Source organism: Pseudomonas sp. 2hn (genome assembly GCF_019646095.1).
GTDB lineage: Bacteria > Pseudomonadota > Gammaproteobacteria > Pseudomonadales > Pseudomonadaceae > Aquipseudomonas > Aquipseudomonas peradeniyensis.
Genome location: NZ_CP081016.1, coordinates 5,510,592 through 5,533,603, shown reverse-complemented (window position 1 = coordinate 5,533,603; position 23,012 = coordinate 5,510,592). Strand labels below are relative to the sequence as shown.

General features: G+C 65.1%; 17 protein-coding genes. 14 read left to right on the top strand and 3 right to left on the bottom strand.

What is annotated here, in order from left to right; translation table 11 throughout:
- Both K2O50_RS24920 and K2O50_RS24915 read left to right on the top strand, forming a co-directional pair.
- Entirely contained in the window at positions 1-822 is an 822-nt protein-coding gene (locus tag K2O50_RS24920) for a thermonuclease family protein (RefSeq protein WP_050707350.1), read from the top strand.
- A 179-nt stretch (positions 823-1,001) separates the two neighbouring features.
- Complete coding sequence (locus K2O50_RS24915; protein ID WP_050707349.1) at positions 1,002-2,270, top strand: malic enzyme-like NAD(P)-binding protein; 1,269 nt, start codon at positions 1,002-1,004, stop codon at positions 2,268-2,270.
- Between the two features lie 188 nt (positions 2,271-2,458).
- On the opposite strand, the gene K2O50_RS24910 is transcribed toward K2O50_RS24915, so the two are convergent.
- Positions 2,459-4,909: a penicillin-binding protein 1A gene (locus K2O50_RS24910; RefSeq protein WP_371263166.1), complete on the bottom strand. Its 2,451-nt coding sequence runs from the start codon at positions 4,907-4,909 to the stop codon at positions 2,459-2,461.
- 169 nt (positions 4,910-5,078) lie between these two features.
- Here K2O50_RS24910 and pilM point away from each other — a divergent pair, with 169 nt between their 5' ends.
- The 11 genes from pilM (at position 5,079) to K2O50_RS24855 (ending at position 20,148) form a co-directional block, all read left to right on the top strand.
- Entirely contained in the window at positions 5,079-5,975 is an 897-nt protein-coding gene (pilM, locus tag K2O50_RS24905; RefSeq protein WP_050707347.1) for a type IV pilus biogenesis protein PilM, read from the top strand.
- Complete coding sequence (locus K2O50_RS24900) at positions 5,972-6,511, top strand: PilN domain-containing protein (RefSeq protein ID WP_050707346.1); 540 nt, start codon at positions 5,972-5,974, stop codon at positions 6,509-6,511. Before pilM ends, K2O50_RS24900 begins: the two co-directional genes overlap by 4 nt.
- 59 nt (positions 6,512-6,570) lie before the next feature.
- A complete protein-coding gene (locus K2O50_RS24895) occupies positions 6,571-7,521 on the top strand; it encodes a pilus assembly protein PilP (protein WP_050707345.1) in 951 nt (316 codons plus the stop codon).
- Positions 7,478-8,701, top strand: a complete 1,224-nt coding sequence (locus K2O50_RS24890) for a type IV pilus secretin PilQ (RefSeq protein ID WP_052896131.1) — start codon at positions 7,478-7,480, stop codon at positions 8,699-8,701. Before K2O50_RS24895 ends, K2O50_RS24890 begins: the two co-directional genes overlap by 44 nt.
- A 4-nt stretch (positions 8,702-8,705) precedes the next feature.
- Positions 8,706-9,224, top strand: a complete 519-nt coding sequence (gene aroK / locus K2O50_RS24885; RefSeq protein ID WP_050707343.1) for a shikimate kinase AroK — start codon at positions 8,706-8,708, stop codon at positions 9,222-9,224.
- A gap of 95 nt (positions 9,225-9,319) precedes the next feature.
- The gene (gene aroB, locus K2O50_RS24880) at positions 9,320-10,417 is read left to right on the top strand and encodes a 3-dehydroquinate synthase (RefSeq protein WP_050707342.1); all 1,098 of its coding nucleotides are present in this window, start codon (positions 9,320-9,322) and stop codon (positions 10,415-10,417) included.
- Positions 10,418-10,432: 15 nt separating this feature from the next.
- Entirely contained in the window at positions 10,433-12,046 is a 1,614-nt protein-coding gene (locus tag K2O50_RS24875; RefSeq protein WP_050707341.1) for an AAA family ATPase, read from the top strand.
- A gap of 374 nt (positions 12,047-12,420) precedes the next feature.
- On the top strand, positions 12,421-16,866 hold the full coding sequence (gltB, locus tag K2O50_RS24870; protein ID WP_050707340.1) for a glutamate synthase large subunit: 4,446 nt from the start codon (positions 12,421-12,423) through the stop codon (positions 16,864-16,866).
- A 106-nt stretch (positions 16,867-16,972) separates the two neighbouring features.
- Positions 16,973-18,391: an FAD-dependent oxidoreductase gene (locus tag K2O50_RS24865; protein WP_050707339.1), complete on the top strand. Its 1,419-nt coding sequence runs from the start codon at positions 16,973-16,975 to the stop codon at positions 18,389-18,391.
- Between the two features lie 194 nt (positions 18,392-18,585).
- Positions 18,586-19,650 (top strand): uroporphyrinogen decarboxylase, encoded by a 1,065-nt coding sequence (hemE, locus tag K2O50_RS24860; RefSeq protein WP_050707338.1) that lies wholly within the window; start codon positions 18,586-18,588, stop codon positions 19,648-19,650.
- A 150-nt stretch (positions 19,651-19,800) separates the two neighbouring features.
- A complete protein-coding gene (locus K2O50_RS24855; RefSeq protein ID WP_028689103.1) occupies positions 19,801-20,148 on the top strand; it encodes a YgiW/YdeI family stress tolerance OB fold protein in 348 nt (115 codons plus the stop codon).
- Between the two features lie 115 nt (positions 20,149-20,263).
- On the opposite strand, the gene K2O50_RS24850 is transcribed toward K2O50_RS24855, so the two are convergent.
- Complete coding sequence (locus K2O50_RS24850) at positions 20,264-21,421, bottom strand: MFS transporter (RefSeq protein WP_371263165.1); 1,158 nt, start codon at positions 21,419-21,421, stop codon at positions 20,264-20,266.
- 206 nt (positions 21,422-21,627) lie between these two features.
- Between K2O50_RS24850 and K2O50_RS24845 the strand changes: the two genes are divergently transcribed.
- Positions 21,628-22,533 (top strand): LysR family transcriptional regulator, encoded by a 906-nt coding sequence (locus K2O50_RS24845; protein ID WP_050707336.1) that lies wholly within the window; start codon positions 21,628-21,630, stop codon positions 22,531-22,533.
- Positions 22,534-22,573: 40 nt separating this feature from the next.
- On the opposite strand, the gene K2O50_RS24840 is transcribed toward K2O50_RS24845, so the two are convergent.
- On the bottom strand, positions 22,574-23,008 hold the full coding sequence (locus tag K2O50_RS24840) for a hypothetical protein (RefSeq protein WP_050707335.1): 435 nt from the start codon (positions 23,006-23,008) through the stop codon (positions 22,574-22,576).
- Positions 23,009-23,012: the final 4 nt, after the last annotated feature.

Sequence of the window (23,012 nt, the reverse complement as noted above, 5' to 3'; positions counted from 1 at the left end):
ATGCGCATGGCGAATCTCTCGAGGTTCGCGTTGCTGCAAAAGAAGGCGCCCCTCGTGGGCGCCTTTTTTGTGGGCGCGATCTGGCATTTTCCGGCCCTGGCCTTCTGTCCGTTGCCCGAGCAGCCGCAGCAGGTGACGGTGCGCCAGGTGGTCGACGGCGACACCTTGCGCCTGGGTGATGGCCGCAATGTGCGGCTGATCGGCATCAATGCGCCCGAGATCGGCCGCAAGGGGCGCACCAGCGAGCCCTACGCCGAGGCTGCGAAACGGCGTCTGCAGGCGCTGGTCGAGGCCAGCGATGGTCGCGTCGGCCTGGTCCCGGGCGTGGAACCCAAGGACAAGTACGGTCGTACCCTGGCGCACATCTATAGCCGTACTGGCGACAATCTCGAAGCACAACTGCTCAGTGAAGGCCTCGGCTACCGGGTCGCCATCGCCCCCAACGTGGCCTTGTCGGGCTGCCAGCAACAGGCCGAGCAGCAGGCGCGCAACGCCGGAACCGGGCTGTGGCGCCAGTCGCCGGTGGTACGTGCGGGGGAGGTCAGGCAGTCCGGTTTTGCCGTGATCGGCGGCCAGATCAAGGGGATCGAGCGCAACCGTGGCGGTATCTGGCTGGAGCTCGACGATGCCGTGGTGCTGCAGGTCCCCGCTCGTCTGCAGCAGCGCTTCCCCGCCAGCTTCTTCGCTAACCTCAAGGGACGCCAGGTCGAGGCGCGTGGCTGGGTGCTGGATCGATCCCGCAAGGGAGGGCTCAAGCCCGGGCAGCGACGCTGGCTGTTGCCATTGACCGATCCGAGCATGCTGGCGATTGTCCCGGGGTAAATAGTTGTAGACATTTTGCTATTGGATTGTACACACTGGCTTCCGTAAGCCCCGTGGGTTATAGCGTAAAGTCGTAGGCCAAAGGCCTTGACACATAGTGACCGGGCAGTCTTGTCGCCCCCCGGCTCTTTGCGTATCCTCGGCGGTCCGTCAGAACAGTAAACAGCGGAATGCCCATCATGTCAGACCTGAAAACCGCCGCTCTCGAATACCACGCCCAGCCCCGTCCGGGGAAGCTGAGCGTCGAGCTCTCCAAGCCCACCGCCACCGCCCGTGACCTCGCCCTGGCCTACAGCCCAGGCGTCGCCGAGCCCGTGCGCGAGATCGGCCGTGATCCTGAGCTGGCCTACAAGTACACCGGCAAGGGCAACCTGGTTGCGGTGATTTCCGATGGCACCGCCATCCTCGGTCTGGGCGACCTCGGCCCGCTGGCCTCCAAGCCGGTGATGGAAGGCAAGGGTGTTCTGTTCAAGCGTTTCGCCGGTATCGACGTGTTCGATATCGAAGTCGAGTCGGAGAGCCCGCAGGCCTTCATCGACACCGTTCGCCGCATCTCCATCACCTTCGGTGGCATCAACCTGGAAGACATCAAGGCACCTGAGTGCTTCGAGATCGAGCGCACCCTGATCGAGCAGTGCGACATTCCCGTCTTCCACGATGACCAGCACGGTACCGCCATCGTTACCGCAGCCGGCATGATCAACGCCCTGGAAATCGCCGGCAAGAAGCTCGAGGAGGCGAAGATCGTCTGCCTGGGCGCCGGTGCCGCCGCCATCTCCTGCATGAAGCTGCTGGTGAGCATGGGCGCCAAGGTCGAGAACATCTTCATGATCGACCGCAGCGGCGTGATCCATGCCGGCCGCGACGACCTGAACCAGTACAAGGCCCAGTTCGCCCACGCTACCGACAAGCGCACCCTGGCCGATGCCCTGAACGGCGCCGATGTGTTCGTCGGCCTGTCCGGTCCGAACCTGCTGAGCCCGGAAGGCCTGAAGTCGATGGCCGCCAACCCGATCGTGTTCGCCTGCTCGAACCCGGACCCGGAAATCGCCCCGGAGCTGGCTCACGCCACCCGCAGCGACGTGATCATGGCTACCGGTCGTTCCGACTACCCGAACCAGGTCAACAACGTACTGGGCTTCCCGTTCATCTTCCGCGGTGCCCTGGACGTTCGTGCCAAGCGCATCAACGAAGAGATGAAGATCGCCGCCGCCATCGCCCTGAAGGACCTGGCCAAGCAGCCGGTACCGAAGGAAGTCTGCGACGCCTACGGCGTGCAGGCCCTGGAATTCGGTCGCGAGTACATCATTCCGAAGCCGCTGGATGCCCGTCTGATCACCGTGGTTTCCGATGCCGTGGCCAAGGCCGCCATCGAATCCGGCGTGGCCACCCTGCCGTATCCGAAGCACTACCCGCTGAAAAGCGTGGATGACGTGTTCAACGGCTGATCCGGTCGTAGCGTCATGAAAAAGCCCCGGCTCGTGAGAGCCGGGGCTTTTTGTTTGCTTTTGGATTCACCGAAGCCATTGTGGGAGCGGGTTTGCCCGCGAAAGCCTCGTTGGCTTCGCTGAAGCCTTTGCGGGTAAACCCGCTCCCACAGGATCGAAGTTGCCTTCGAGGTTTGTCGTTTACCTGGTCAGAACAGGTCCATCGGCGCCGCTTCATCCGCCGGCAGCGGGCTGCCTGGTGCCGCGCCATTGCCCAGCTCGTCCACCGAAGGAGGCGAGTCCTCGGCCTTGAACAGCTCGAAGTAGGCATTGGGCGTGCTTGGCGTGGCGGCGCGGCCGCTGACCGGGTCTACCCGCAGGCTGAGAATGCCTTCGGGTTCGGCCGGCGCGTGCTCAGGCTTGTCCTTCAGCGCCGCGCCCATGAAGCTCATCCAGATCGGCAGCGCCACGGTGCCGCCGTACTCGCGTCGGCCCAGGGTTTCCGGCTGGTCGAAACCGACCCAGACGGTGGTGACGTAGTCGGCGTTGTAGCCGGAGAACCAGGCGTCCTTGGACTCGTTGGTGGTCCCGGTCTTGCCCGCCAGGTCCGCGCGGCCGAGGGCCAGGGCGCGACGGCCGGTACCGCGCTTGATCACATCCTGCAGCATGCTGGTGAGAATGTACGAGGTGCGGCCGTCGATGATCTGCTCGGCCACGGCGGGTACCTGTGGTGCCGGGGCGACCTGGCCAAGGGCCGACGGTGCTTCGCCCGGCATCGGCGCGACGCTGATCGCCTGTTCGGGGGCGGCGAGGCCGGCCTGGTCCTGGCTGCCCTGGGGCACCCGTGCCGGGTTGGCGGTGAAGAGGGTTTCGCCGTTGCGGCTTTCGACGCGCTCGATCAGGTAGGGGTTGATCTTGTAGCCGCCGTTGGCGAAGGTGCTCCAGCCGGTGGCGATCTCCATCGGTGTCAGGGTCGCGGTGCCCAGTGCCAGTGACAGGTTGCGCGGCAGGTCCTGCTTGTTGAAGCCGAACTTGGCGATGTAGTCGATGGTGCGGTCCACGCCCATGGCCTGCAGCAGGCGGATCGAAACCAGGTTGCGCGACTTGTACAGCGCCTCGCGCATGCGGATCGGGCCGAGGAAGGTATTGGTGTCGTTCTTCGGACGCCAGACCTTGTCCAGGTACTCGTCGACGAACACGATCGGCGCGTCGTTGACCAGGCTGGCGGCGGTGTAGCCGTTGTCCAGCGCGGCGCTGTAGACGAAGGGCTTGAAGCTCGAGCCAGGCTGGCGCTTGGCCTGCATGGCGCGGTTGTAGTTGCTCTGCTCGAAGGAGAAGCCGCCGACCAGGGCGCGGATGGCACCGTTGTAAGGGTCGAGGGTGACCAGGGCGCTCTGGGCGCCGGGCACCTGGCTGAACTTGAGCTTGCCGTCCTCCAGGCGCTGCAGGCGCACCAGGTCGCCGACCTGGGCGACGTCGGCCGGCGATTGCGGCGAGCGCCCCTGCGAGTTGCTGTTGAGGTACGGGCGGGCCCACTTCATGGTGTCCCAGGCCACGGTTTCTTCCAGGCCGCTGCGGGTCATCACCTTCAGGCCGGTCTTCTCGACCTGGGTGACGATGGCCGGCTCCAGGCCGCCGAGGGTGCGCTGCTTGCCCAGTTCCTGCAGCCAGGCCGCACGGGTCTTGCCCGGGAAGCGTGCCTCGGGGCCGCGGTAGCCGTGGCGCTCGTCGTACTCGCTGAGGCCGTTGAGCACCGCGCTGTTGGCCATCTGCTGCATGTCGCTCGGTACCGTGGTGGTGACGCGGAAGCCTTCGGTATAGGCGTCGCTGCCGTAACGGCCGACCATCTCGGCACGGGCCATCTCGGCGACGTAGGGGGCGTTCACTTCCGGGGTCGGCACGTGGTAGCTGGCGTTCAGCGGTTCGGCCAGGGCCGCCTGGTAGCTGGCTTCGTCGATCTTGCCGAGCTTGTACATGCGCCCGAGGATCCAGTCACGGCGCTCCTTGGCGCGTACCGGATTGGCCAGCGGGTTGAAGCGCGATGGCGCCTTGGGCAGGCCGGCGATCATCGCCATCTGCGCCAGGCTCACGTCGCGGATCGACTTGCCGTAGTACACCTGCGCCGCGGCATCGATGCCGTAGGCGCGGTTGCCCAGGTAGATCTTGTTGACGTAGAGCTCGAGGATCTCGTCCTTGGTCAGCTCGCGCTCGATCTGCAGGGCCAGCAGGATCTCGTTGGTCTTGCGCGAGAAGCTGCGCTCGCTGGTGAGGAAGAAGTTCTTCGCCACCTGCATGGTGATGGTGCTGCCGCCGGTCTGGATGTGTCCGGACTTGAGCAGCTGCGATGCCGCGCGCATCAGGCTGCTCGGATCGACCCCGTAATGGTTGAGGAAATTGTCGTCTTCGGCGGACAGAAGCGCCTGGATGAACTGTGGGGGAATTTCCTGGAACTTGATCGGCGAGCGCCGCATTTCGCCGAACTCGGCAATCAGCTTGCCGTCGCTGCTGTACACCCTCAGGGGGATTTGCAACTGGACGCTTCTGAGCGCGTCGACCGAGGGCAGGCTGGGGCTAAGATACAGAAACGCACCGCTCACACCGAGCACGAGCGCGCAGATGACGGCGACGAGAGACCACCAGAAGAACTTCAGCAGACGTATCAAGGCTTTTGGGTGTCCAGGTTGAGGAGTGGATTGCGCGCGGGGCCGGCGGACAGAAAAACGCTGGCCATTATAAGCATTTTTCGTCCCACCGGGTGACCGCCCGGGGCGCGGGACGACCGCCCGCGCCGCAACGGCGGGGGCTGCCGATGACCAGGAAGGAACAGCCATGCTTGGACGCTTTGGTAGGGACGCCGGTTCACTGCTGGGGGTGGAAATTGCCTCCGATTCCATACGAATGCTGCATCTGCACCGTCAGCGCGGCGGTTGGCGTGTGCAGGGGTGGGCGCAGGAGCGCTTCGAGCCTGCACTGCCTGACAGTGCCTCATCCGACGAGGCAGAGGGGTTGGTCATGGGATTGCGCCGGGCCCATGTTCAATGTCGGACGAGGCAGTTCCGGGTCGCCTTGGCATTGCCCGCCTCCCAGGTCATCTGCAAGGTGTGCCGGTTACCTGTCGGGCTGGCCGACCTTGATGTCGAGGCCGCCGTGCTGGCACAGGCCGAGCAACTTTTCCCCTTCCCGCTGGAGGATCTGGCCCTGGACTTTTGGGTGCAGGGTGCATGCGCCAACGATCCCGGACAGGTCGAGGTACTGGTGGTGGCCTGTCGGCAAAGCCAGCTCGATCCGCTGGAGCGGGTGTTCACCAGGGCCGGATTGCAGCTTGAGGCCGTCGAGGTGGACAGCTTCGCGCTACGGCGAGCGCTGCTGCCTGAGGTGCCGGCTCGTGGAGCGGTACTGCTGCAGTTGGAGCCGGGCGAAGTGGTCATGCACCGCTGGCACGGCAGCCCCGCGCCGCAACGACAGCGGCTCGCCCTGGGCTCGCCGGCGCAATGGAGTGAGGCTGTCGATGATCTCTGGCGGTTGGGTGAACGGGCGCCCGTGGAGGAAGTTGTCCTGTTCGGCTGCGCTGCTGATGGGGATCGGGCGGCGTATTTGCGAGAGCACTTGGGTGTGAAATGCCAGGTGGGTTGCCCACACCCTCTGACCGGCCTGCTGGAGAGGGATGGCCTGCGCGCAGCTTCGATGGTCCTGGCCTGCGGGCTGGCCATGGGAGGCCGGGCATGATGGCGAGACTGAACCTGATGCCTTGGCGCGAGCAGCGTAGGGCCAGGGTTGTGCGACGATTGCAGATCATGCTGGTTGTCGCCCTGGTAGTGGCACTGTGCGGGGTCATATGGCTCGATCAGATGGCGCGGTCGCGTCTGGCCAGGCAATCACTGGTCGTCGCCTCGCATCAGGCGGAGCTCGAGCGGCTCGATGCCACATTGAGGCAGGTCGATCAGCTGCGCGGCATGCGGGCGGCGCTGCAGGCCGAGCATGCCGCAGTGACCGCTCTGGGGGCCGGGCGGTCGCAGATGCCTGGCCTGTTCCTCGCCCTTGAACAGGCCCTGCCAGAAGGGGCTCGCTTGACGGAGGTGGATGTCGAGGCAGGGCGTTTGCGCCTGGGCGGTCTGGCAGCCTCTGCGTCGGTGGTCGCCCGGTTCATGCGCGATCTGGAACAGGTGGGCATGGTGCGGGACCTCGAACTTGTTCACCTCAGGCGCCATCTCCAGGGTGACGAGTTCCTGCTGGCGGCGCGATTGTTGGCGGGTGAGTCGTGAGCCGCCGGTGGCCCCTTGACTGGCAGGCGCTGGCTGGCCGGTCGGGCGTGGTGAGGGCCATGGTGTGCCTGTTGCTCGCGCTCCTGGTGGCTGGCGTGGGCTACCTGGTTCGTCTGCGTGACCCGGTTCAGGGGCATGCCGAGTCTGTCCGGCTGCAGCTTCAGCTACAGAACGAACTGGAGGGGCGCAGGACGCGCCTCGTCGAACTGGGTGTCGAGCAACAGGCGCTTGAGAGTGCCCGGACGCTTTTGCAGGCGGCACGATGGCGGCTGGCCGCGGGAGAAGGCATGAGCGAGCTGCTCGACCAGCTGGCGTTATCGGGGCATGAACATGGCCTGGTATTCGAGCGAGTCGAAGTGCAGGAGGCGCAGCAGGCTTCAGTGTACCGAGTGCAACCGCTGGAAATCGCGGTGTCGGGACAGTATCCGGCGCTGCGCCTGTGGCTGGAGCAATGGCTGCGGCAATTGCGTCTGTTGAGCGTGGAACGGCTCAGGCTGGCCCTGGAGGATGAGGGTGTCGGGCGAGTTGATGCTCTGTTACGACTGCATGCCTACCACCCTGGGGAAGAGCTGCCAGTTCCGGCGTCATTGGCGGATGAACCGGCCCAGGCAGGCTTGTCGAGGGCGGCATTCGATCCGTTCCGGGCCTGGTCGTTTCCGAAAGAGGGCAGTGGGCCGGCGCATATTCCTTTGGCACGGCTGGAGATGGTCGGCAGCTTCTCCCAGGCAGGGCGACGACAGGCATTGCTGCGCTCCGCAGGTCGCCTGTATCGGATCGCGGCAGGCGAGCGGCTGGGGCTCGAAGGGGGTGTCGTGGTGGCCATCGAGGTCGATCGGGTGGAGGTCCACGAGCGGATCTACATCGATGGTCGCTGGCAGGCGCGACCCAGGTATCTGGTTCTTGGAACGCGTGAGCAAGGAGAGGTCAGGGATGAGACCGAGGCGATGGTGGAGCGGCGCGCTATTGATGCTGGGGCTGCCGATGGTGCAGGCCGGGACGTTTCAGGGTGAGCCGATGTCGCTCAACTTCCAGGATGTCGAATTGCGTTCGGTGCTTCAGGTCATGGCCGACCACGCGGGCATCAACCTGGTGGCGGGCGACTCGGTGCAGGGGCGGATAACCCTGCGTCTGGAGGATGTGCCCTGGGACCAGGCGCTTGACCTGGTGCTGCGCAGCAAGGGGCTGGGCAGGCGCCAGGAGGGGAATGTGCTGTTGGTCGCTCCCGTGGCCGAGCTCGCCGGGCAAGCCCAGGACATGCGTCAGGAGGTATTGCTAGAGCCACTGCAGCGTGAATTGATCCCTGTCTTCCATGCCAAGGCCGGCGAGCTGGCGGAGCTGCTGTTGTCGAGCCTGGCCGATGACGGTGCCCTGGCCGGGCGTGGCAGCCTCAGTGTGGACGCCCGCACCAATACACTGGTGGCTACTCAGCCTGCCGCCCGGCTCGCCGAACTGCGCAGGCTGGTCACGCAACTGGATGTACCGGTGCGCCAGGTCATGATCGAGGCCCGGATCGTCGAGGCCAATGTCGATTACGAAAAGGCCCTGGGCGTGCGCTGGGGTGGCCCTCTGTATGGCACGGATCGCCAGTTGGGCAGCGACCTGTTCGTCGATCTCGGCGTCGAACGCGCCGCTGCCGGGCTCGGAGTGGGGCTGCTGCGCAGCGATATCCTGCTCGACCTGGAGCTCAGCGCCATGGAAAAAAGCGGCAACGGCGAGATCATCTCCCAGCCAAAGGTGGTCACGGCCGACAAGGAAACCGCGCGCATACTCAAGGGCACCGAAGTGCCCTACCAGGAAACCACTCGCAGCGGCGCCACGTCGGTCTCTTTCCGCGAGGCGTCCCTGTCGCTGGAGGTGACCCCGCAGATCACGCCGGACGGCAAGGTGATCATGGCGGTGCGGGTGACCAAGGATGAGCCGGACTTCATCAATGCCCTCAACGATGTGCCGCCGATCCGCAAGAACGAGGTCAACGCCAAGGTGCGGGTGACCGATGGGCAGACCATTGTGATTGGTGGCGTGTACTCGACGTCGCAGAACAAAGTGGTCGACAAGGTGCCATTTTTTGGCGATCTGCCGTATGTTGGGCGGCTGTTTCGACGCGATGCATTACAAGAGAAAAAATCCGAGCTGCTGGTCTTCCTGACTCCGCGTATCATGAGTGACCAGGCGATTGCTGTGAGTCGTTGATTCTGTGCGAAATTTGATACTTGTGGGGCCCATGGGCGCTGGTAAAAGCACCATCGGGCGCCTGTTGGCCAAAGAGCTGCGCCTGCTGTTCAAGGATTCCGACAAGGAAATCGAACTGCGAACCGGCGCCAACATCCCGTGGATCTTCGACAAGGAAGGCGAACCGGGCTTTCGTGACCGCGAGCAGGCGATGATCGCCGAGCTCAGCGCGCTCGATGGCGTGGTCCTGGCCACCGGCGGCGGTGCGGTGATGCGCGACGCCAACCGTGCGGCGCTGCGCGCCGGCGGACGGGTGGTCTACCTGCACGCCTCGGTGGAGCAGCAGGTGGGGCGTACCTCACGTGATCGCAACCGGCCGCTGTTGCGCACCGCCAACCCGGAAGCCACATTGCGCGCCCTGCTGGAGACACGCGACCCGCTCTATCGCGAAATCGCCGACCTGGTGGTGGAAACCGACGAACGGCCACCGCGCATGGTGGTGCTCGACATCATCGAGCGCCTGCAGAAGTTGCCGCCCCGCTGAGCGGGGTCTATCCTCGGCGACCAACGCCGAGACGGGGCTGAACGTCACCGCGCGGGGCCGCACCGCCGCCGCGTCCAAGCACATTGTGGGGATACATGCAGACACTAAAGGTCGACCTGGGCGAACGTAGCTACCCGATCTACATTGGCGAAGGCCTGCTGGACCAGCCCGAGCTGCTGGCGCCGCACATTGCCGGGCGGCAGGTCGCCATCGTCTCCAACGAGACCGTCGCGCCCCTGTACCTCGAACGCCTGAGCAAGACCCTGGGCGCCTACTCGGTGCTGCCCGTGGTGTTGCCCGACGGCGAGGCCCACAAGAACTGGGAAACCCTGCAGCTGATCTTCGACGCCCTGCTCACCGCCCGCCATGACCGTCGCACTACCGTGGTCGCCCTGGGTGGCGGCGTGATCGGCGACATGGCCGGCTTTGCCGCGGCCTGCTACCAGCGCGGCGTCGACTTCATCCAGGTACCGACCACGCTGCTGTCCCAGGTGGACTCGTCGGTGGGCGGCAAGACCGGCATCAACCACCCGTTGGGCAAGAACATGGTCGGTGCCTTCTATCAGCCCAACGCGGTGCTGATCGACACCACCAGCCTGAATACCCTGCCCGAGCGCGAGCTGTCCGCGGGCCTGGCCGAAGTCATCAAGTACGGCCTGATCTGCGACAAGCCGTTCCTCGCCTGGCTCGAAGACAATATGCAGGCGTTGCGCGCCCTGGACTCCGCCGCCCTGACCGAGGCCATCCGCCGCTCCTGCGCGGCCAAGGCCGCGGTGGTCGGCGCCGATGAGCGCGAATCGGGCGTGCGTGCCACGCTCAACCTTGGTCATACCTTCGGCCATGCCATCGAAACACACATGGGCTATGGCGTCTGGCTGCACGGTGAAGCCGTGGCGGCGGGCACGGTCATGGCCCTGGAAATGTCCATGCGCCTGGGCTGGATAGACCAGCCGGCGCGTGATCGCGGAATTCGCCTGCTGCAGGACGCAGGATTGCCGGTGGTGCCACCACAGGAAATGACCCCGGCGCATTTCATGGAGCACATGGCGGTCGACAAGAAAGTGCTCGACGGGCGCCTGCGCCTGGTGCTGCTGCGCCAGCTGGGCGAGGCCGTCGTCACCGACGACTATTCGACAGAGATTCTACAGGCCACCCTGGCGGCGGATTACCGCGCGATCGTGGCCCAGCTTTGAGGTTGTGACAACGCAATGACCAGTCTGCATGCCGATGAGGCGTTCCTCGACCATTACCAGTTGAGCCACGATCCGTTCGCACCGCGAGTGCCCGGCTTCAAGTTCTTCCCCGCCCAGCGCAAACCCGTGCTCGGCCAGTTGCACCATCTGGCGCGCTACAGCCAGCTGATGCTGGTGGTCAGCGGCCCGGTGGGCAGCGGCAAGACCCTGCTGCGCCAGGCCCTGGTGGCCAGCACCAACAAGCAGTCGGTGCAGAGCGTGGTGGTGTCCGCGCGTGGCGCCAGTGACGCGGCCAGCGTGCTGGGCCAGGTGGCGCAGTCGCTGAACGTGGCGCAGCCGGAGGTGCAGGCGATCCTGTCGCAGGTGGTGCAGCTGGCGCTGACTGGCCAGGAAGTCTATCTGCTGGTGGACGATGCGGAACAACTCGACGAGTCGGCACTCCAAGCGTTGCTGGAGTTGGCGGCAGGCGTGGCCGAAGGGCGCCCGCATGTGTTCCTGTTCGGCGAACCTTCGCTGATTGCCGGGCTGGAAGAACTCAATACCGATGGCGAACGCTTCCATGTCATCGAGTTGGCCCCGTACAGCGAGGAAGAGACCCGCGAGTACCTGGAGCAGCGCCTGGAAGGCGCAGGCCGGGGCATCGAGGTGTTCAGCGCCGAGCAGATCGTCGACATCCACGAAAACTCCGACGGTTGGCCTGGGAACATCAACCAGGTCGCCCGCGATACCTTGATCGAAGCCATGATCGCCAGCCGTACCACGGTCAAGCGACCATCCATGGGGTTCAAAATGCCTAAGAAACACGTGCTCGCGTTGTCCGCTGTGGTCGTGGTCGCCGTCGGTGCGGCGGTCCTGATGCCCAAGAAGGGCGACAAGGCTCCGACCGAAGCACCGGCCGCCCAGGCGCAACTGCCACTGGGGCAGGGCGGCGCGCCCGCCATCGAGTTCTCCGGTTCCTCGCAGCCGATGCCGCTGCCGCTGGTCGGGCAGTCGCAGCCGGTGATGCGCGAGCCGCTGGCCCAGGCCGCCGGCATGGGCGAGGGCGAAGAGGGTGGGCCTGCGGGTGATACCGCCCTGCAGCCTGCCGCGCCATCGGCCGCCGTGCCGCCGACCGTGACCACCATCGCGCCGCCGCAAGGCGCCACCGCCAGCCCGGCACCGGCCCCTGCCCAGCCGGTGACTACCGCTCCGGTACAGCCGGTTGCGCCTGCGCCGAAGCCTGTCGCAACCCAGCCGGCAAAGCCGGTTGCACCTGCCAAACCGGCCCCGGCCCCCACCCAGGTCGCCAGCGCCAAGCCCGCGAGCAAGCCTGCCGAGAAACCAACCGCGGGCGGCGCCGGCAACAGCAGCTGGTATGCCGGCCAGAAGCCAGGCAATTACGTGGTGCAGATCTTCGGCACCAGCTCCGAGGCGTCGGCCCAGTCCTTCGTCAAGGCACAGGGTGGCGACTATCGCTACTTCAAGAAAAACCTGCAGGGCAAGCCGCTGTTTGTCGTCACCTACGGCAACTTCGCCAGCCGCGACGCCGCTGCTGCGGCAATCAAGAACTTGCCAGCCAAGGTCCAGGCTGGTAAACCTTGGCCACGTACCGTCGGCAGCGTCCAACAAGAGCTGGCCACGGCCCGCTGATACCTTCCGGGCGGCACCACCCCGCCGCCCAGTTGCTGAGCGACTTCTAGCTTTCGATCAGCCTGCTGCGCCCGAGCGCGGCAGGCTTTTCTGTCCCAGACTGCCGGCCACAAGCCCTGTGTTGCAGTCATGGCTGAAACGCTTCAGACTCTAGCCAAGCCGCTATCACGGCGCATGGCGTAAAAACATTCAAAATTGCGACATAAATTTTCAATGGTGAGACATGAAAATTTGTGGGCGTCGCTGTCGCTGTGCAACAATGGTTTTCCATGACCACCGCAAAAAAGCTGGCGTTTGATCGGCGTGGATGGTAAGTGGTTGTTAAAAAAGAGATTTGCCTCCGGTTGAGAGGTGAACCTGGTGAGAAAGTGTCTATGAAAACAGGTCTGTACCATCCCGAAGAATTCAAGGACAACTGTGGTTTCGGCCTGATCGCCCATATGACGGGGCAGCCGAGTCACCACCTTCTGCAAACCGCCATGCAGGCGCTGACCTGCATGACCCACCGCGGCGGCATCAACGCCGACGGCAAGACCGGCGACGGTTGCGGTCTGCTCATGCAGAAGCCCGATCAATTCCTGCGTGCCGTGGCCCAGGAGCACTTCGCCGTCGAGCTGCCCAGGCAGTACGCCGTCGGCATGGTGTTCTTCAACCAGGACCCGGTCAAAGCCCAGGCCGCCCGCGCCAACATGGACCGCGAGATCGTCAACGCCGGCCTCAAGCTGGTCGGCTGGCGCAAGGTGCCGATCGACACCAGCGTCCTCGGCCGCCTGGCCCTGGAGCGCCTGCCGCAGATCGAGCAGGTGTTCATCGGCGGCGAAGGCCTGAGCGACCAGGAATTCGCCATCAAGCTGTTCAGTGCCCGTCGCCGCTCGTCCGTGGCCAACGCCCACGACACCGACCACTACATCTGCAGCTTCTCGCACAAGACCATCATCTACAAAGGCCTGATGATGCCGCGCGATCTCGCGGCGTTCTATCCGGACCTGGGCGACGAGCGCCTGCAGACCGCGATCTGCGTGTTCCACCAGCGCTTCTCCACCAACACCCTGCCGAAGTGGCCGCTGGCCCAGCCCTTCCGCTTCCTCGCCCACAACGGCGAGATCAACACCATCACCGGCAACCGCAACTGGGCCATGGCCCGGCGCACCAAGTTCGCCAACGACCTGATCCCCGACCTCGAAGAGCTCGGCCCGCTGGTCAACCGTGTCGGTTCCGACTCCTCGAGCATGGACAACATGCTCGAGCTGATGGTCACCGGCGGCATCGACCTGTTCCGCGGCGTGCGCATGCTGGTACCGCCGGCCTGGCAGAACGTCGAGACCATGGACGCCGACCTGCGCGCCTTCTACGAATACAACTCCATGCACATGGAGCCGTGGGACGGCCCGGCCGGCATCGTCATGACCGAAGGCCGCCACGCGGTGTGCCTGCTCGACCGTAACGGCCTGCGCCCGGCGCGTTGGGTGACCACCACCAACGGCTACATCACCATCGCCTCGGAAATCGGCGTATGGGGCTACCAGCCCGAGGAAGTCCTGGCCAAGGGCCGTGTCGGCCCGGGCCAGATCCTCGCCGTGGACACCGAGACCGGGCAGATCCTCGACACCGACGCCATCGACAACCGCCTGAAGTCGCGCCACCCGTACAAGCGCTGGCTGCGCCAGCACGCCACGCGCATCCAGGCGACCCTGAGCGACGACCAGGGTGTGGCCAGCTACGACGCTGACCAGCTCAAGCAATACATGAAGATGTTCCAGGTCACCTTCGAGGAACGTGACCAGGTGCTGCGCCCGCTCGGCGAACAAGGCCAGGAAGCGGTCGGCTCGATGGGCGATGACACACCGATGGCCGTGCTTTCGCAGCGCGTGCGCTCGCCGTACGATTTCTTCCGCCAGCAGTTCGCCCAGGTGACCAACCCGCCGATCGACCCGCTGCGCGAGGCGATCGTCATGTCCCTGGAAATCTGCCTGGGCGCCGAGCGCAACATCTTCCAGGAGTCCCCCGAGCACGCCTCGCGGGTGATCCTCAGCTCGCCGGTCATCTCGCCCGCCAAGTGGCGTTCGCTGATGAACCTGGAACGCGAAGGTTTCGACCGTCAGCTGATCGACCTCAACTACGACGAAAGCGTCGGCCTCGAAGCGGCCATCCGCAACATCGCCGACCAGGCCGAAGAGGCCGTGCGCGGCGGCAAGACCCAGCTGGTGCTGAGCGACCGCTACATCGCCCCGGGCAAGCTGCCGGTGCACGCCTCGCTGGCCGTTGGCGCGGTGCACCACCGCCTGACCGAACAGGGCCTGCGCTGCGACAGCAACATCCTGGTCGAGACCGCCACCGCCCGTGACCCGCACCACTTCGCCGTGCTGCTGGGCTTCGGTGCCTCGGCCGTCTACCCGTACCTGGCCTACGAAGTGCTGGCCGACCTGATCCGCACCGGCGAGGTGCTGGGCGACCTGGACGAAGTCTTCAAGTACTACCGCAAGGGCATCTCCAAGGGCTTGCTGAAGATCCTGTCGAAGATGGGCATCTCCACCATCGCCTCGTACCGTGGCGCCCAGCTGTTCGAAGCCGTAGGCCTGGCCGAGGAAGTGGTCGGCCTGAGCTTCAAGGGCGTGTCGAGCCGCATCAAGGGCGCGCGTTTCGTCGACCTCGAAGGCGACCAGAAGCTGCTGGCCGCCGAGGCCTGGAGCGCGCGCAAGCCGATCCAGCAGGGTGGTCTGCTCAAGTTCGTCCACGGCGGCGAATACCACGCCTACAACCCGGACGTGGTCAACACCCTGCAGGCCGCCGTGCAGCAGGGCGACTATGCCAAGTTCAAGGAATACACCACGCTGGTCGACCAGCGCCCGGTGTCGATGATCCGCGACCTGCTCAAGGTCAAGGTCGCCGAGCAACCGTTGGCGCTGGAGCAGGTCGAGCCGCTGGAGGACATCCTCAAGCGCTTCGACTCTGCCGGCATCTCCCTGGGCGCGCTGTCGCCGGAGGCCCACGAGGCCCTGGCCGAGGCCATGAACCGCCTGGGCGCGCGCTCCAACTCCGGCGAGGGCGGTGAAGACCCGGCCCGCTACGGCACCATCAAGAGCTCGAAGATCAAGCAGGTGGCCACCGGCCGCTTCGGCGTGACCCCTGAGTACCTGGTCAATGCCGAGGTGCTGCAGATCAAGGTGGCCCAGGGCGCCAAGCCCGGCGAGGGCGGCCAGCTGCCGGGCGGCAAGGTCAACGGCCTGATCGCGCGGCTGCGCTACGCGGTGCCGGGCGTGACCCTGATCTCGCCGCCGCCGCACCATGACATCTACTCGATCGAAGACCTGGCCCAGCTGATCTACGACCTCAAGCAGGTCAACCCGCAGGCCCTGGTATCGGTCAAGCTGGTGGCGGAAGCCGGCGTCGGCACCATCGCCGCCGGCGTGGCCAAGGCCTACGCCGACCTGATTACCATCTCCGGCTACGACGGTGGCACCGGTGCTTCGCCGCTGACCTCGATCAAGTACGCCGGCGCGCCGTGGGAGCTGGGCCTGGCCGAAACCCACCAGACCCTGCGCGGCAATGACCTGCGCGGCAAGGTGCGGGTGCAGACCGACGGCGGCCTGAAAACCGGCCTTGATGTGATCAAGGCCGCCATCCTCGGCGCCGAGAGCTTCGGCTTCGGCACCGCGCCGATGATCGCCCTGGGCTGCAAGTACCTGCGCATCTGCCACCTGAACAACTGCGCCACGGGCGTGGCCACCCAGAACGACAAGCTGCGCAAGGACCACTACATCGGCACCGTCGACATGGTGATCAACTTCTTCACCTTCGTCGCTGAAGAAACCCGTGAGTGGCTGGCCAAGCTGGGCGTGCGCAGCCTGGGTGAGCTGATCGGCCGCACCGACCTGCTCGACGTGCTTCCGGGCGACACCGAGCGCCAGCATCACCTCGACCTGTCGCCGCTGCTGGGCAGCTCGCACATCCCGGCCGACAAGCCGCAGTTCTGCGAAGTGGACAGGAACCCGCCGTTCGACAAGGGCGAGCTGGCCGAGAAGATGGTCGCCATGGCCCTGCCGGCGATCCGCGACCAGGCCGGTGGCGAGTTCAGCCTCGACATCTGCAACTGCGACCGTTCCATCGGTGCGCGCATCTCCGGCGAGATCGCCAGGCTGCACGGCAACCAGGGCATGGCCGCGGCGCCGATCACCTTCCGCTTCAAGGGCACCGCTGGCCAGAGCTTCGGCGTTTGGAACGCCGGTGGTCTGAACCTGCACCTGGAAGGCGACGCCAACGACTACGTCGGCAAGGGCATGACCGGTGGCAAGCTGACCATCGTGCCGCCAGCCGGCAGCCCGTTCGAAACCCAGCACAGCGCCATTGTCGGCAACACCTGCCTGTACGGTGCCACCGGCGGCAAGCTGTTCGCCGCCGGCACCGCGGGCGAGCGCTTCGCTGTGCGTAACTCCGGCGCCCACGCTGTGGTCGAGGGCACCGGCGATCACTGCTGTGAATACATGACCGGCGGCTTTGTCTGCGTCCTGGGCAAGACCGGTTACAACTTCGGTTCTGGCATGACGGGCGGCTTCGCCTACGTGCTCGACATGGACAATAGCTTCGTCGACAAGCTCAACCACGAGCTGGTGGAAATCCAGCGCATCAGTGGTGAGGCGATGGAGGCTTACCGCAGCCATCTGGCGCGGGTCCTGGGCGAGTACGTGGAAGAAACCGGCAGCGAGTGGGGGCGTGAGCTCTCCGAGAATCTGGACGACTACGTGCGGCGCTTCTGGCTGGTCAAGCCGAAGGCGGCCAACCTCAAGCAACTGCTGTCCAGCACCCGTGCCAACCCGCAGTAAGAACAGCTGCAAGTGACGGCCCCGTGCGCGGGGCCCGTCCTGCTCAAGTGATTGTCTTGCAGCTTGCGGCTTATGGCCGGCAACTGCGGTAAAGAGGTTTTGAAAAATGGCTGAACGTCTGAGCAACGACTTCCAGTTCATCGAAGTGGGCCGCAAGGACCCGAAGAAAAAATTGCTGCGCCAGCGCAAGAAGGAGTTCGTCGAGATCTACGAACCTTTCAAGCCACAGCAGTCCGTGGAGCAGGCGCACCGCTGCCTGGGCTGCGGCAACCCGTATTGCGAATGGAAGTGCCCGGTGCACAACTTCATTCCCAACTGGTTGAAGCTGGTCTCCGAAGGCAACATCCTGGCCGCGGCTGAACTGTCGCACCAGACCAACACCCTGCCGGAAGTGTGCGGCCGTGTGTGCCCGCAGGACCGTCTGTGCGAAGGGGCCTGCACCCTGAACGATGGTTTCGGCGCGGTGACCATCGGCTCGGTGGAGAAGTACATCACCGACACCGCCTTCGCCATGGGCTGGCGCCCGGACATGTCCAAGGTCAAGCCCACTGGCAAGCGCGTTGCCATCATCGGTGCCGGCCCTGCTGGCCTGGGCTGCGCCGACGTGCTGGTGCGCGCGGGCGTGACCCCGGTGGTGTTCGACAAGAACCCCGAGATCGGCGGCCTGCTGACCTTTGGCATCCCCGAGTTCAAGCTGGAAAAGACCGTGTTGAGCAATCGCCGCGAAGTCTTCACCGGCATGGGCATCGAGTTCCGCCTGAACACCGAGGTGGGCAAGGACATCAGCATGGAGCAGCTGCTCGCCGAGTACGACGCGGTGTTCATGGGCATGGGTACCTATACCTACATGAAGGGCGGCTTCCCGGGCGAGGACCTGCCGGGCGTGCATGACGCGCTGGACTTCCTGATCGCCAACGTCAACCGCAACCTCGGTTTCGAGAAGTCGCCGGAAGACTTCGTCGACATGCAGGGCAAGAAGGTCGTGGTCCTGGGCGGTGGCGACACCGCGATGGACTGCAACCGCACCTCGATCCGTCAGGGCGCCAAGGCCGTGACCTGCGCCTATCGCCGTGACGAAGCCAACATGCCGGGTTCGCGCAAAGAGGTGAAGAACGCCAAGGAAGAGGGCGTGAAGTTCCTCTACAACCGCCAGCCCATCGCCATCGTTGGCGAGGACAAGGTCGAGGGTGTGAAGGTGGTCGAGACCCGTCTCGGCGAGCCGGATGCCCGTGGCCGCCGCAGCCCCGAGCCGATCCCAGGGTCCGAGGAGATCCTGCCGGCCGATGCCGTGGTGATCGCCTTCGGCTTCCGCCCGAGCCCGGCGCCGTGGTTCGAGCAGCATGGCATCCAGCTGGACAGCCAGGGCCGCGTGGTGGCACCGGAGAAGGGCAAGTTCAAGCACCAGACCAGCAACCCGAAAGTGTTTGCCGGTGGCGACATGGTGCGGGGGTCGGATTTGGTGGTGACGGCCATTTTCGAAGGCCGCACCGCTGCCGAAGGCATCCTGGATTACCTCGAAGTCTGATCCGGCCTAATCGCGGGGCAAGCCCGCTCCCACAGGTCATGTGTCCAACCTGTGGGAGCGGGCTTGCCCCGCGATGCTTTTTGTATACAAAAATGCTTGATCCATGGCACCTGATAGACAAAACGCATGGCCATGGCCGTGCCTTTTGCGTCCGCGTCTGAGAAAATGCCCGCACTTTTTTTCCGGATGCCGACATGACTGCCCTGAAGAACGATCGTTTCCTGCGTGCACTGCTCAAGCAACCCGTAGACGTCACCCCGGTATGGATGATGCGCCAGGCCGGCCGCTACCTGCCGGAGTACCGCGCCAGCCGCGCCAAGGCCGGTGACTTCATGAGCCTGTGCATGAACCCGCAGTTCGCCTGCGAGGTCACCCTGCAGCCGCTGGACCGCTACCCGCTGGACGCGGCGATCCTCTTCTCGGACATCCTCACCATCCCCGACGCCATGGGCCAGGGCCTGTACTTCGAGACCGGCGAAGGCCCGCGTTTCAAGAAGGTCATCAGCACCCTGGCGGACATCGAGGCGCTGCCGATTCCCGACCCGCAGAAGGACCTGGGCTACGTCATGGACGCGGTCAGCACCATCCGCCGCGAGCTCAACGGCCGCGTGCCGCTGATCGGTTTCTCCGGCAGCCCGTGGACCTTGGCCACCTACATGGTCGAGGGTGGCTCGTCGAAGGACTTCCGCAAGACCAAGGCCATGGCCTATGACAACCCTGAAGCCCTGCACCTGCTGCTGGACAAGCTGGCGCAGTCGGTCACCAGCTACCTCAATGGCCAGATCCTCGCCGGCGCCCAGGCCGTGCAGATCTTCGACACCTGGGGCGGCAACCTGTCGGCGGCGGCCTACCAGGAGTTCTCCCTGGCCTACATGCGCAAGATCGTCAGCGGCCTGATCCGCGAGCACGAAGGGCGCAAGATTCCGGTGATCCTGTTCACCAAGAACGGCGGCCTGTGGCTGGAAAGCATCGCCGAGGCTGGTGCCGACGCCCTGGGCCTGGACTGGACCTGCGAGATCGGCGACGCCCGCCGCCGCGTCGGCGACAAGGTGGCGCTGCAGGGCAACATGGACCCGACCGTGCTGTACGCCAAGCCCGAGGCGATCCGCAAGGAAGTGGCGCGCATCCTCGCCAGCTATGGCAAGGGCAGCGGCCATGTGTTCAACCTGGGCCATGGCATCACCCCGGAGGTCGACCCGGAGCACGCCGGCGTGTTCATCAATGCCGTGCATGAGCTGTCGGCGCAGTATCACCAGTAAGCGTCAGACCGATCGCGGGGCAAGCCCGCTCCCACGCCCCCTTGTATATGGCGTGGGAGCGGGCTTGCCCCGCGATTTTTCATATTAAGTTTCAATTCAGCGATCGTCGGTAATCTGGGACCATCAAAACGCAAACAGGACCCGATCACCATGAAAGCCCGTTACCTGCCCCTGATCCTCGCCCCGCTGTTCAGCACCGCCGCCCTGGCCGCCGGCTACACCGGCCCTGGCGCCCAGGCCGTGACCACGGTCGCCGCCGCCAACGATGCCGCCGACGACACCCCGGTGGTACTGCAGGGCTTCGTGACCAAGAAGATCAACAACGACGACAAGTACGAGTTCAAGGACAACACCGGCACCATCACCGTCGAGATCGACGACGAAGACCTGCCGCCAACGCCGTTCAACGACAAGACCAAGGTCAAGCTGACCGGCGAGGTGGAGAAGCACCTGATGAGCCGTGAGGTGGATGTGGATATCGTCGAGATCATCAACTGATCCGAAGCTTCACGCTTCAATGCGTGGGAGCGGGCTTGCCCCGCGATAGCGCCAGCCAGTGCAAGCCTCGTTGCCTGATAGGGCGACATCGCGGGGCAAGCCCGCTCCCACGATATCAGGCCGTTTTCGGTGGCAGCTTGCTCAGGTGCACCGCCACCAGCAACGCCACCGCCAGCAGGCCGCCGATGAACAGCCCGATGCCGTTCCAGCCCCACTGGTGCCAGAACACCCCGCCCGCTGTCCCCGCCACGCTCGACCCCGCGTAGTAACAGAACAGGTACAACGACGAAGCCTGCCCCTTGGCCTTCAGCGCCCGGCGGCCGATCCAGCTGCTGGCCACCGAGTGCGCGCCGAAGAAGCCGAAGGTGAACACCAGCATGCCGACGATGATCATCGCCAGCGGGTTGGCCAGGGTCATCAGCAGGCCGCCGGCCATCACCAGGATGCTGGCCCAGAACACCTTGCGTCTGCCCAGCTTGTCGGCCAGGGCGCCGACCTGCGCCGAACTGTAGATCCCCGACAGGTACACCACCGACAGCAATCCGACCAGCGCCTGGTTCATGTGATAGGGCCCGGCCAGCAGGCGGTAGCCGATGTAGTTGAACAGGGTGACGAAGGCGCCCATCAGCAGGAAGGCCTCGAGAAACAGCCAAGGCAGCCCGGCATCCCTGAAGTGCATGGCGAAGCCATCGAACAGGCTGCGTGGATTCAGCGTCCGGGACCGGAAGTTGCGCGATTTGGGCAGCACCTTCCAGAACACCAGGGCCGCAACCAGGGCCAGGCCGCCGATGGCGAGCATCGCCGTGTGCCAGCTGACGAAGTCGATCAGCACGCCGGTGATCAGGCGCCCGCTCATGCCGCCAATGGCGTTGCCGCCAATGTACAGGCCCATGGCCAGGCCGATGTGCTGCGGGTGGATCTCTTCGCTCAGGTAGGTCATCGCCACCGCCGCCAGGCCGCTCAACGACAGGCCCACCAGGGCGCGCGTCGCCAGCACCAGTTCCCAGCTCGGCATCACCGCGCTGGCCAGGGTCGACAGGGCGGCGCAGAGCAGGGCGAAGACCATCACCGGCTTGCGCCCGATACGGTCGGAGATCGGCCCGGTGACCAGCAGCCCGAACGCCAGCATGGCGGTGGACACCGACAGCACCAGGCTGCTCTGCGCGGCGTTGATGGAAAACTCCTGGGACAGCAGCGGCATCATCGGCTGCACGCAGTACAGCAGGGCGAAGGTGGCGAAGCCACCGCTGAACAGGGCCAGCACGGTCTTCATGAAGGCGGGGGAGCCTTTCTCGATCCAGATATCGTTGACGACAGGCTCGGGCTCGGCAGATAGGGGGACTGCGGCGGATCTCACGGAGGGTACCTCGGGCGCTGGGGCCGGTGCTGCGATGGAAAAAGCATATAGCTGGCTAATGATTAGATCCAATATATTGTTCGACCTGTTTAAGACGTTTTACGACCTGTTTGGAGTCGATCATGGAGCTGCGTCACCTGCGCTATTTCATTGCCGTGGCCGAGGAGCTGCATTTTGGTCGTGCCGCCCAGCAGCTGGGTATCTCCCAGCCCCCGCTGAGCCAGCAGATCCAGGCCCTGGAGCAGGAGCTGGGGGCGCGTCTGTTCGAGCGCACCAACCGCCGGGTCGAGTTGAGCGAGGCCGGGCGCCTGTTCCTCGAGGAAGCGCGCCAGGTGCTGGCCCAGGTGGAGAAAGCCGCCGACGTGGCGCGGCGGGCGCAGTTGGGGGAACTGGGCGAAATGAAGATCGGTTTTACCTCCTCGGCGCCTTTTACCTCGAAAATTCCCAAGGCCCTGCACGCGTTCCGCCAGCAGTTCCCGGCGGTACACCTGAACCTCAAGGAAATGAGCAGCCGTGAGGTGGCCGAAGGGGTGTTCGACGAATCCATCGAAGTGGGCCTGATGCGGCCGATGCCTTTACCGGAGGGGCTGGTGGCCACCGAGCTGTTGCGCGAGCCCTTGGTCGCGGTGATCAACGCCTCCCATCCGCTGGCCAAGGGCAGCGAGCAGGGGCTCTACATGCAGGCGCTGGCCCACGAGCCATTCGTGTTCTTTCCACGCAGCTATGGCAGCGGCTTGCATGCGCAGTTGCTGAGCCTGGCGCGCCAGGCGGGTTTCAGCCCGCATTTCGCCCAGGAGGCGGGCGAGGCGATGACCATCATCGGGCTGGTTTCGGCGGGGCTCGGGGTTTCGGTGTTGCCCGCCTCGTTCCAGCGCATGCGCATCGACGGGGTGGTGTACCGTACCTTGCTGGATGAAGAGGCGGTCACGGCAGTGTGGCTGGTGCAGCGCGAGCGCGGCGGGTCGGCAATGGCCAGGGCGTTCGCCGCGCTGCTGACAGGCCAGGCAGGCAGCCAAGCCAGCCCCTGAGCGCCGGTGCCGTTGGCGGCCCCGGCGTCCAGGCGCAGGTTCAGTTGGAGACGCTGGCGTTGCCTTGCTGCTGCAGGATGCGCTGGGTGTTCAGGGCGTTCAGCTCACGCAGGATGCTGCGGTCGAGGTTGTAGACCCAGCGGTTGTAGTTGCGGTGGATCTGGCCGTCCTTGTAGCCCAGTTCACGGCTGTCGCGGTAAGCGATGCGGAACTGGCTGGGGCTGTAGTGGATATCGACCGCCGCGAAGAAGGTGTTGCGCACGGTGATATCGGCCTGGATCACGCTGGCGCCGACGTTGCGCGCGGTCCAGCCGCGCTCGGCGACGGCCTTGAGGATCGCCTGCTGGACTTGTGCCTGGCTGTAGTTGTGCCCGGCGGTCAGTTGCTCGGCCGGGTTGAGCACGGGTTTCGAGGTGCAGCCGGCCAGGCCGGTCAGTGCCAGGCCCAGGGCCGCGGCACGGATCAATGGGGACATTCCA

Coding starts and splice junctions, on each gene's coding strand:
- K2O50_RS24920 (WP_050707350.1), top strand. CDS start 1: ATGCGCATGGCGAATCTCTCGAGGTTCGCGTTGCTGCAAAAGAAGGCG.
- K2O50_RS24915 (WP_050707349.1), top strand. CDS start 1,002: ATGTCAGACCTGAAAACCGCCGCTCTCGAATACCACGCCCAGCCCCGT.
- pilM (WP_050707347.1), top strand. CDS start 5,079: ATGCTTGGACGCTTTGGTAGGGACGCCGGTTCACTGCTGGGGGTGGAA.
- K2O50_RS24900 (WP_050707346.1), top strand. CDS start 5,972: ATGATGGCGAGACTGAACCTGATGCCTTGGCGCGAGCAGCGTAGGGCC.
- K2O50_RS24895 (WP_050707345.1), top strand. CDS start 6,571: ATGGTGTGCCTGTTGCTCGCGCTCCTGGTGGCTGGCGTGGGCTACCTG.
- K2O50_RS24890 (WP_052896131.1), top strand. CDS start 7,478: ATGCTGGGGCTGCCGATGGTGCAGGCCGGGACGTTTCAGGGTGAGCCG.
- aroB (WP_050707342.1), top strand. CDS start 9,320: ATGCAGACACTAAAGGTCGACCTGGGCGAACGTAGCTACCCGATCTAC.
- K2O50_RS24875 (WP_050707341.1), top strand. CDS start 10,433: ATGACCAGTCTGCATGCCGATGAGGCGTTCCTCGACCATTACCAGTTG.
- gltB (WP_050707340.1), top strand. CDS start 12,421: ATGAAAACAGGTCTGTACCATCCCGAAGAATTCAAGGACAACTGTGGT.
- K2O50_RS24865 (WP_050707339.1), top strand. CDS start 16,973: ATGGCTGAACGTCTGAGCAACGACTTCCAGTTCATCGAAGTGGGCCGC.
- hemE (WP_050707338.1), top strand. CDS start 18,586: ATGACTGCCCTGAAGAACGATCGTTTCCTGCGTGCACTGCTCAAGCAA.
- K2O50_RS24855 (WP_028689103.1), top strand. CDS start 19,801: ATGAAAGCCCGTTACCTGCCCCTGATCCTCGCCCCGCTGTTCAGCACC.
- K2O50_RS24850 (WP_371263165.1), bottom strand. CDS start 21,421: ATGAAGACCGTGCTGGCCCTGTTCAGCGGTGGCTTCGCCACCTTCGCC.
- K2O50_RS24845 (WP_050707336.1), top strand. CDS start 21,628: ATGGAGCTGCGTCACCTGCGCTATTTCATTGCCGTGGCCGAGGAGCTG.
- K2O50_RS24840 (WP_050707335.1), bottom strand. CDS start 23,008: ATGTCCCCATTGATCCGTGCCGCGGCCCTGGGCCTGGCACTGACCGGC.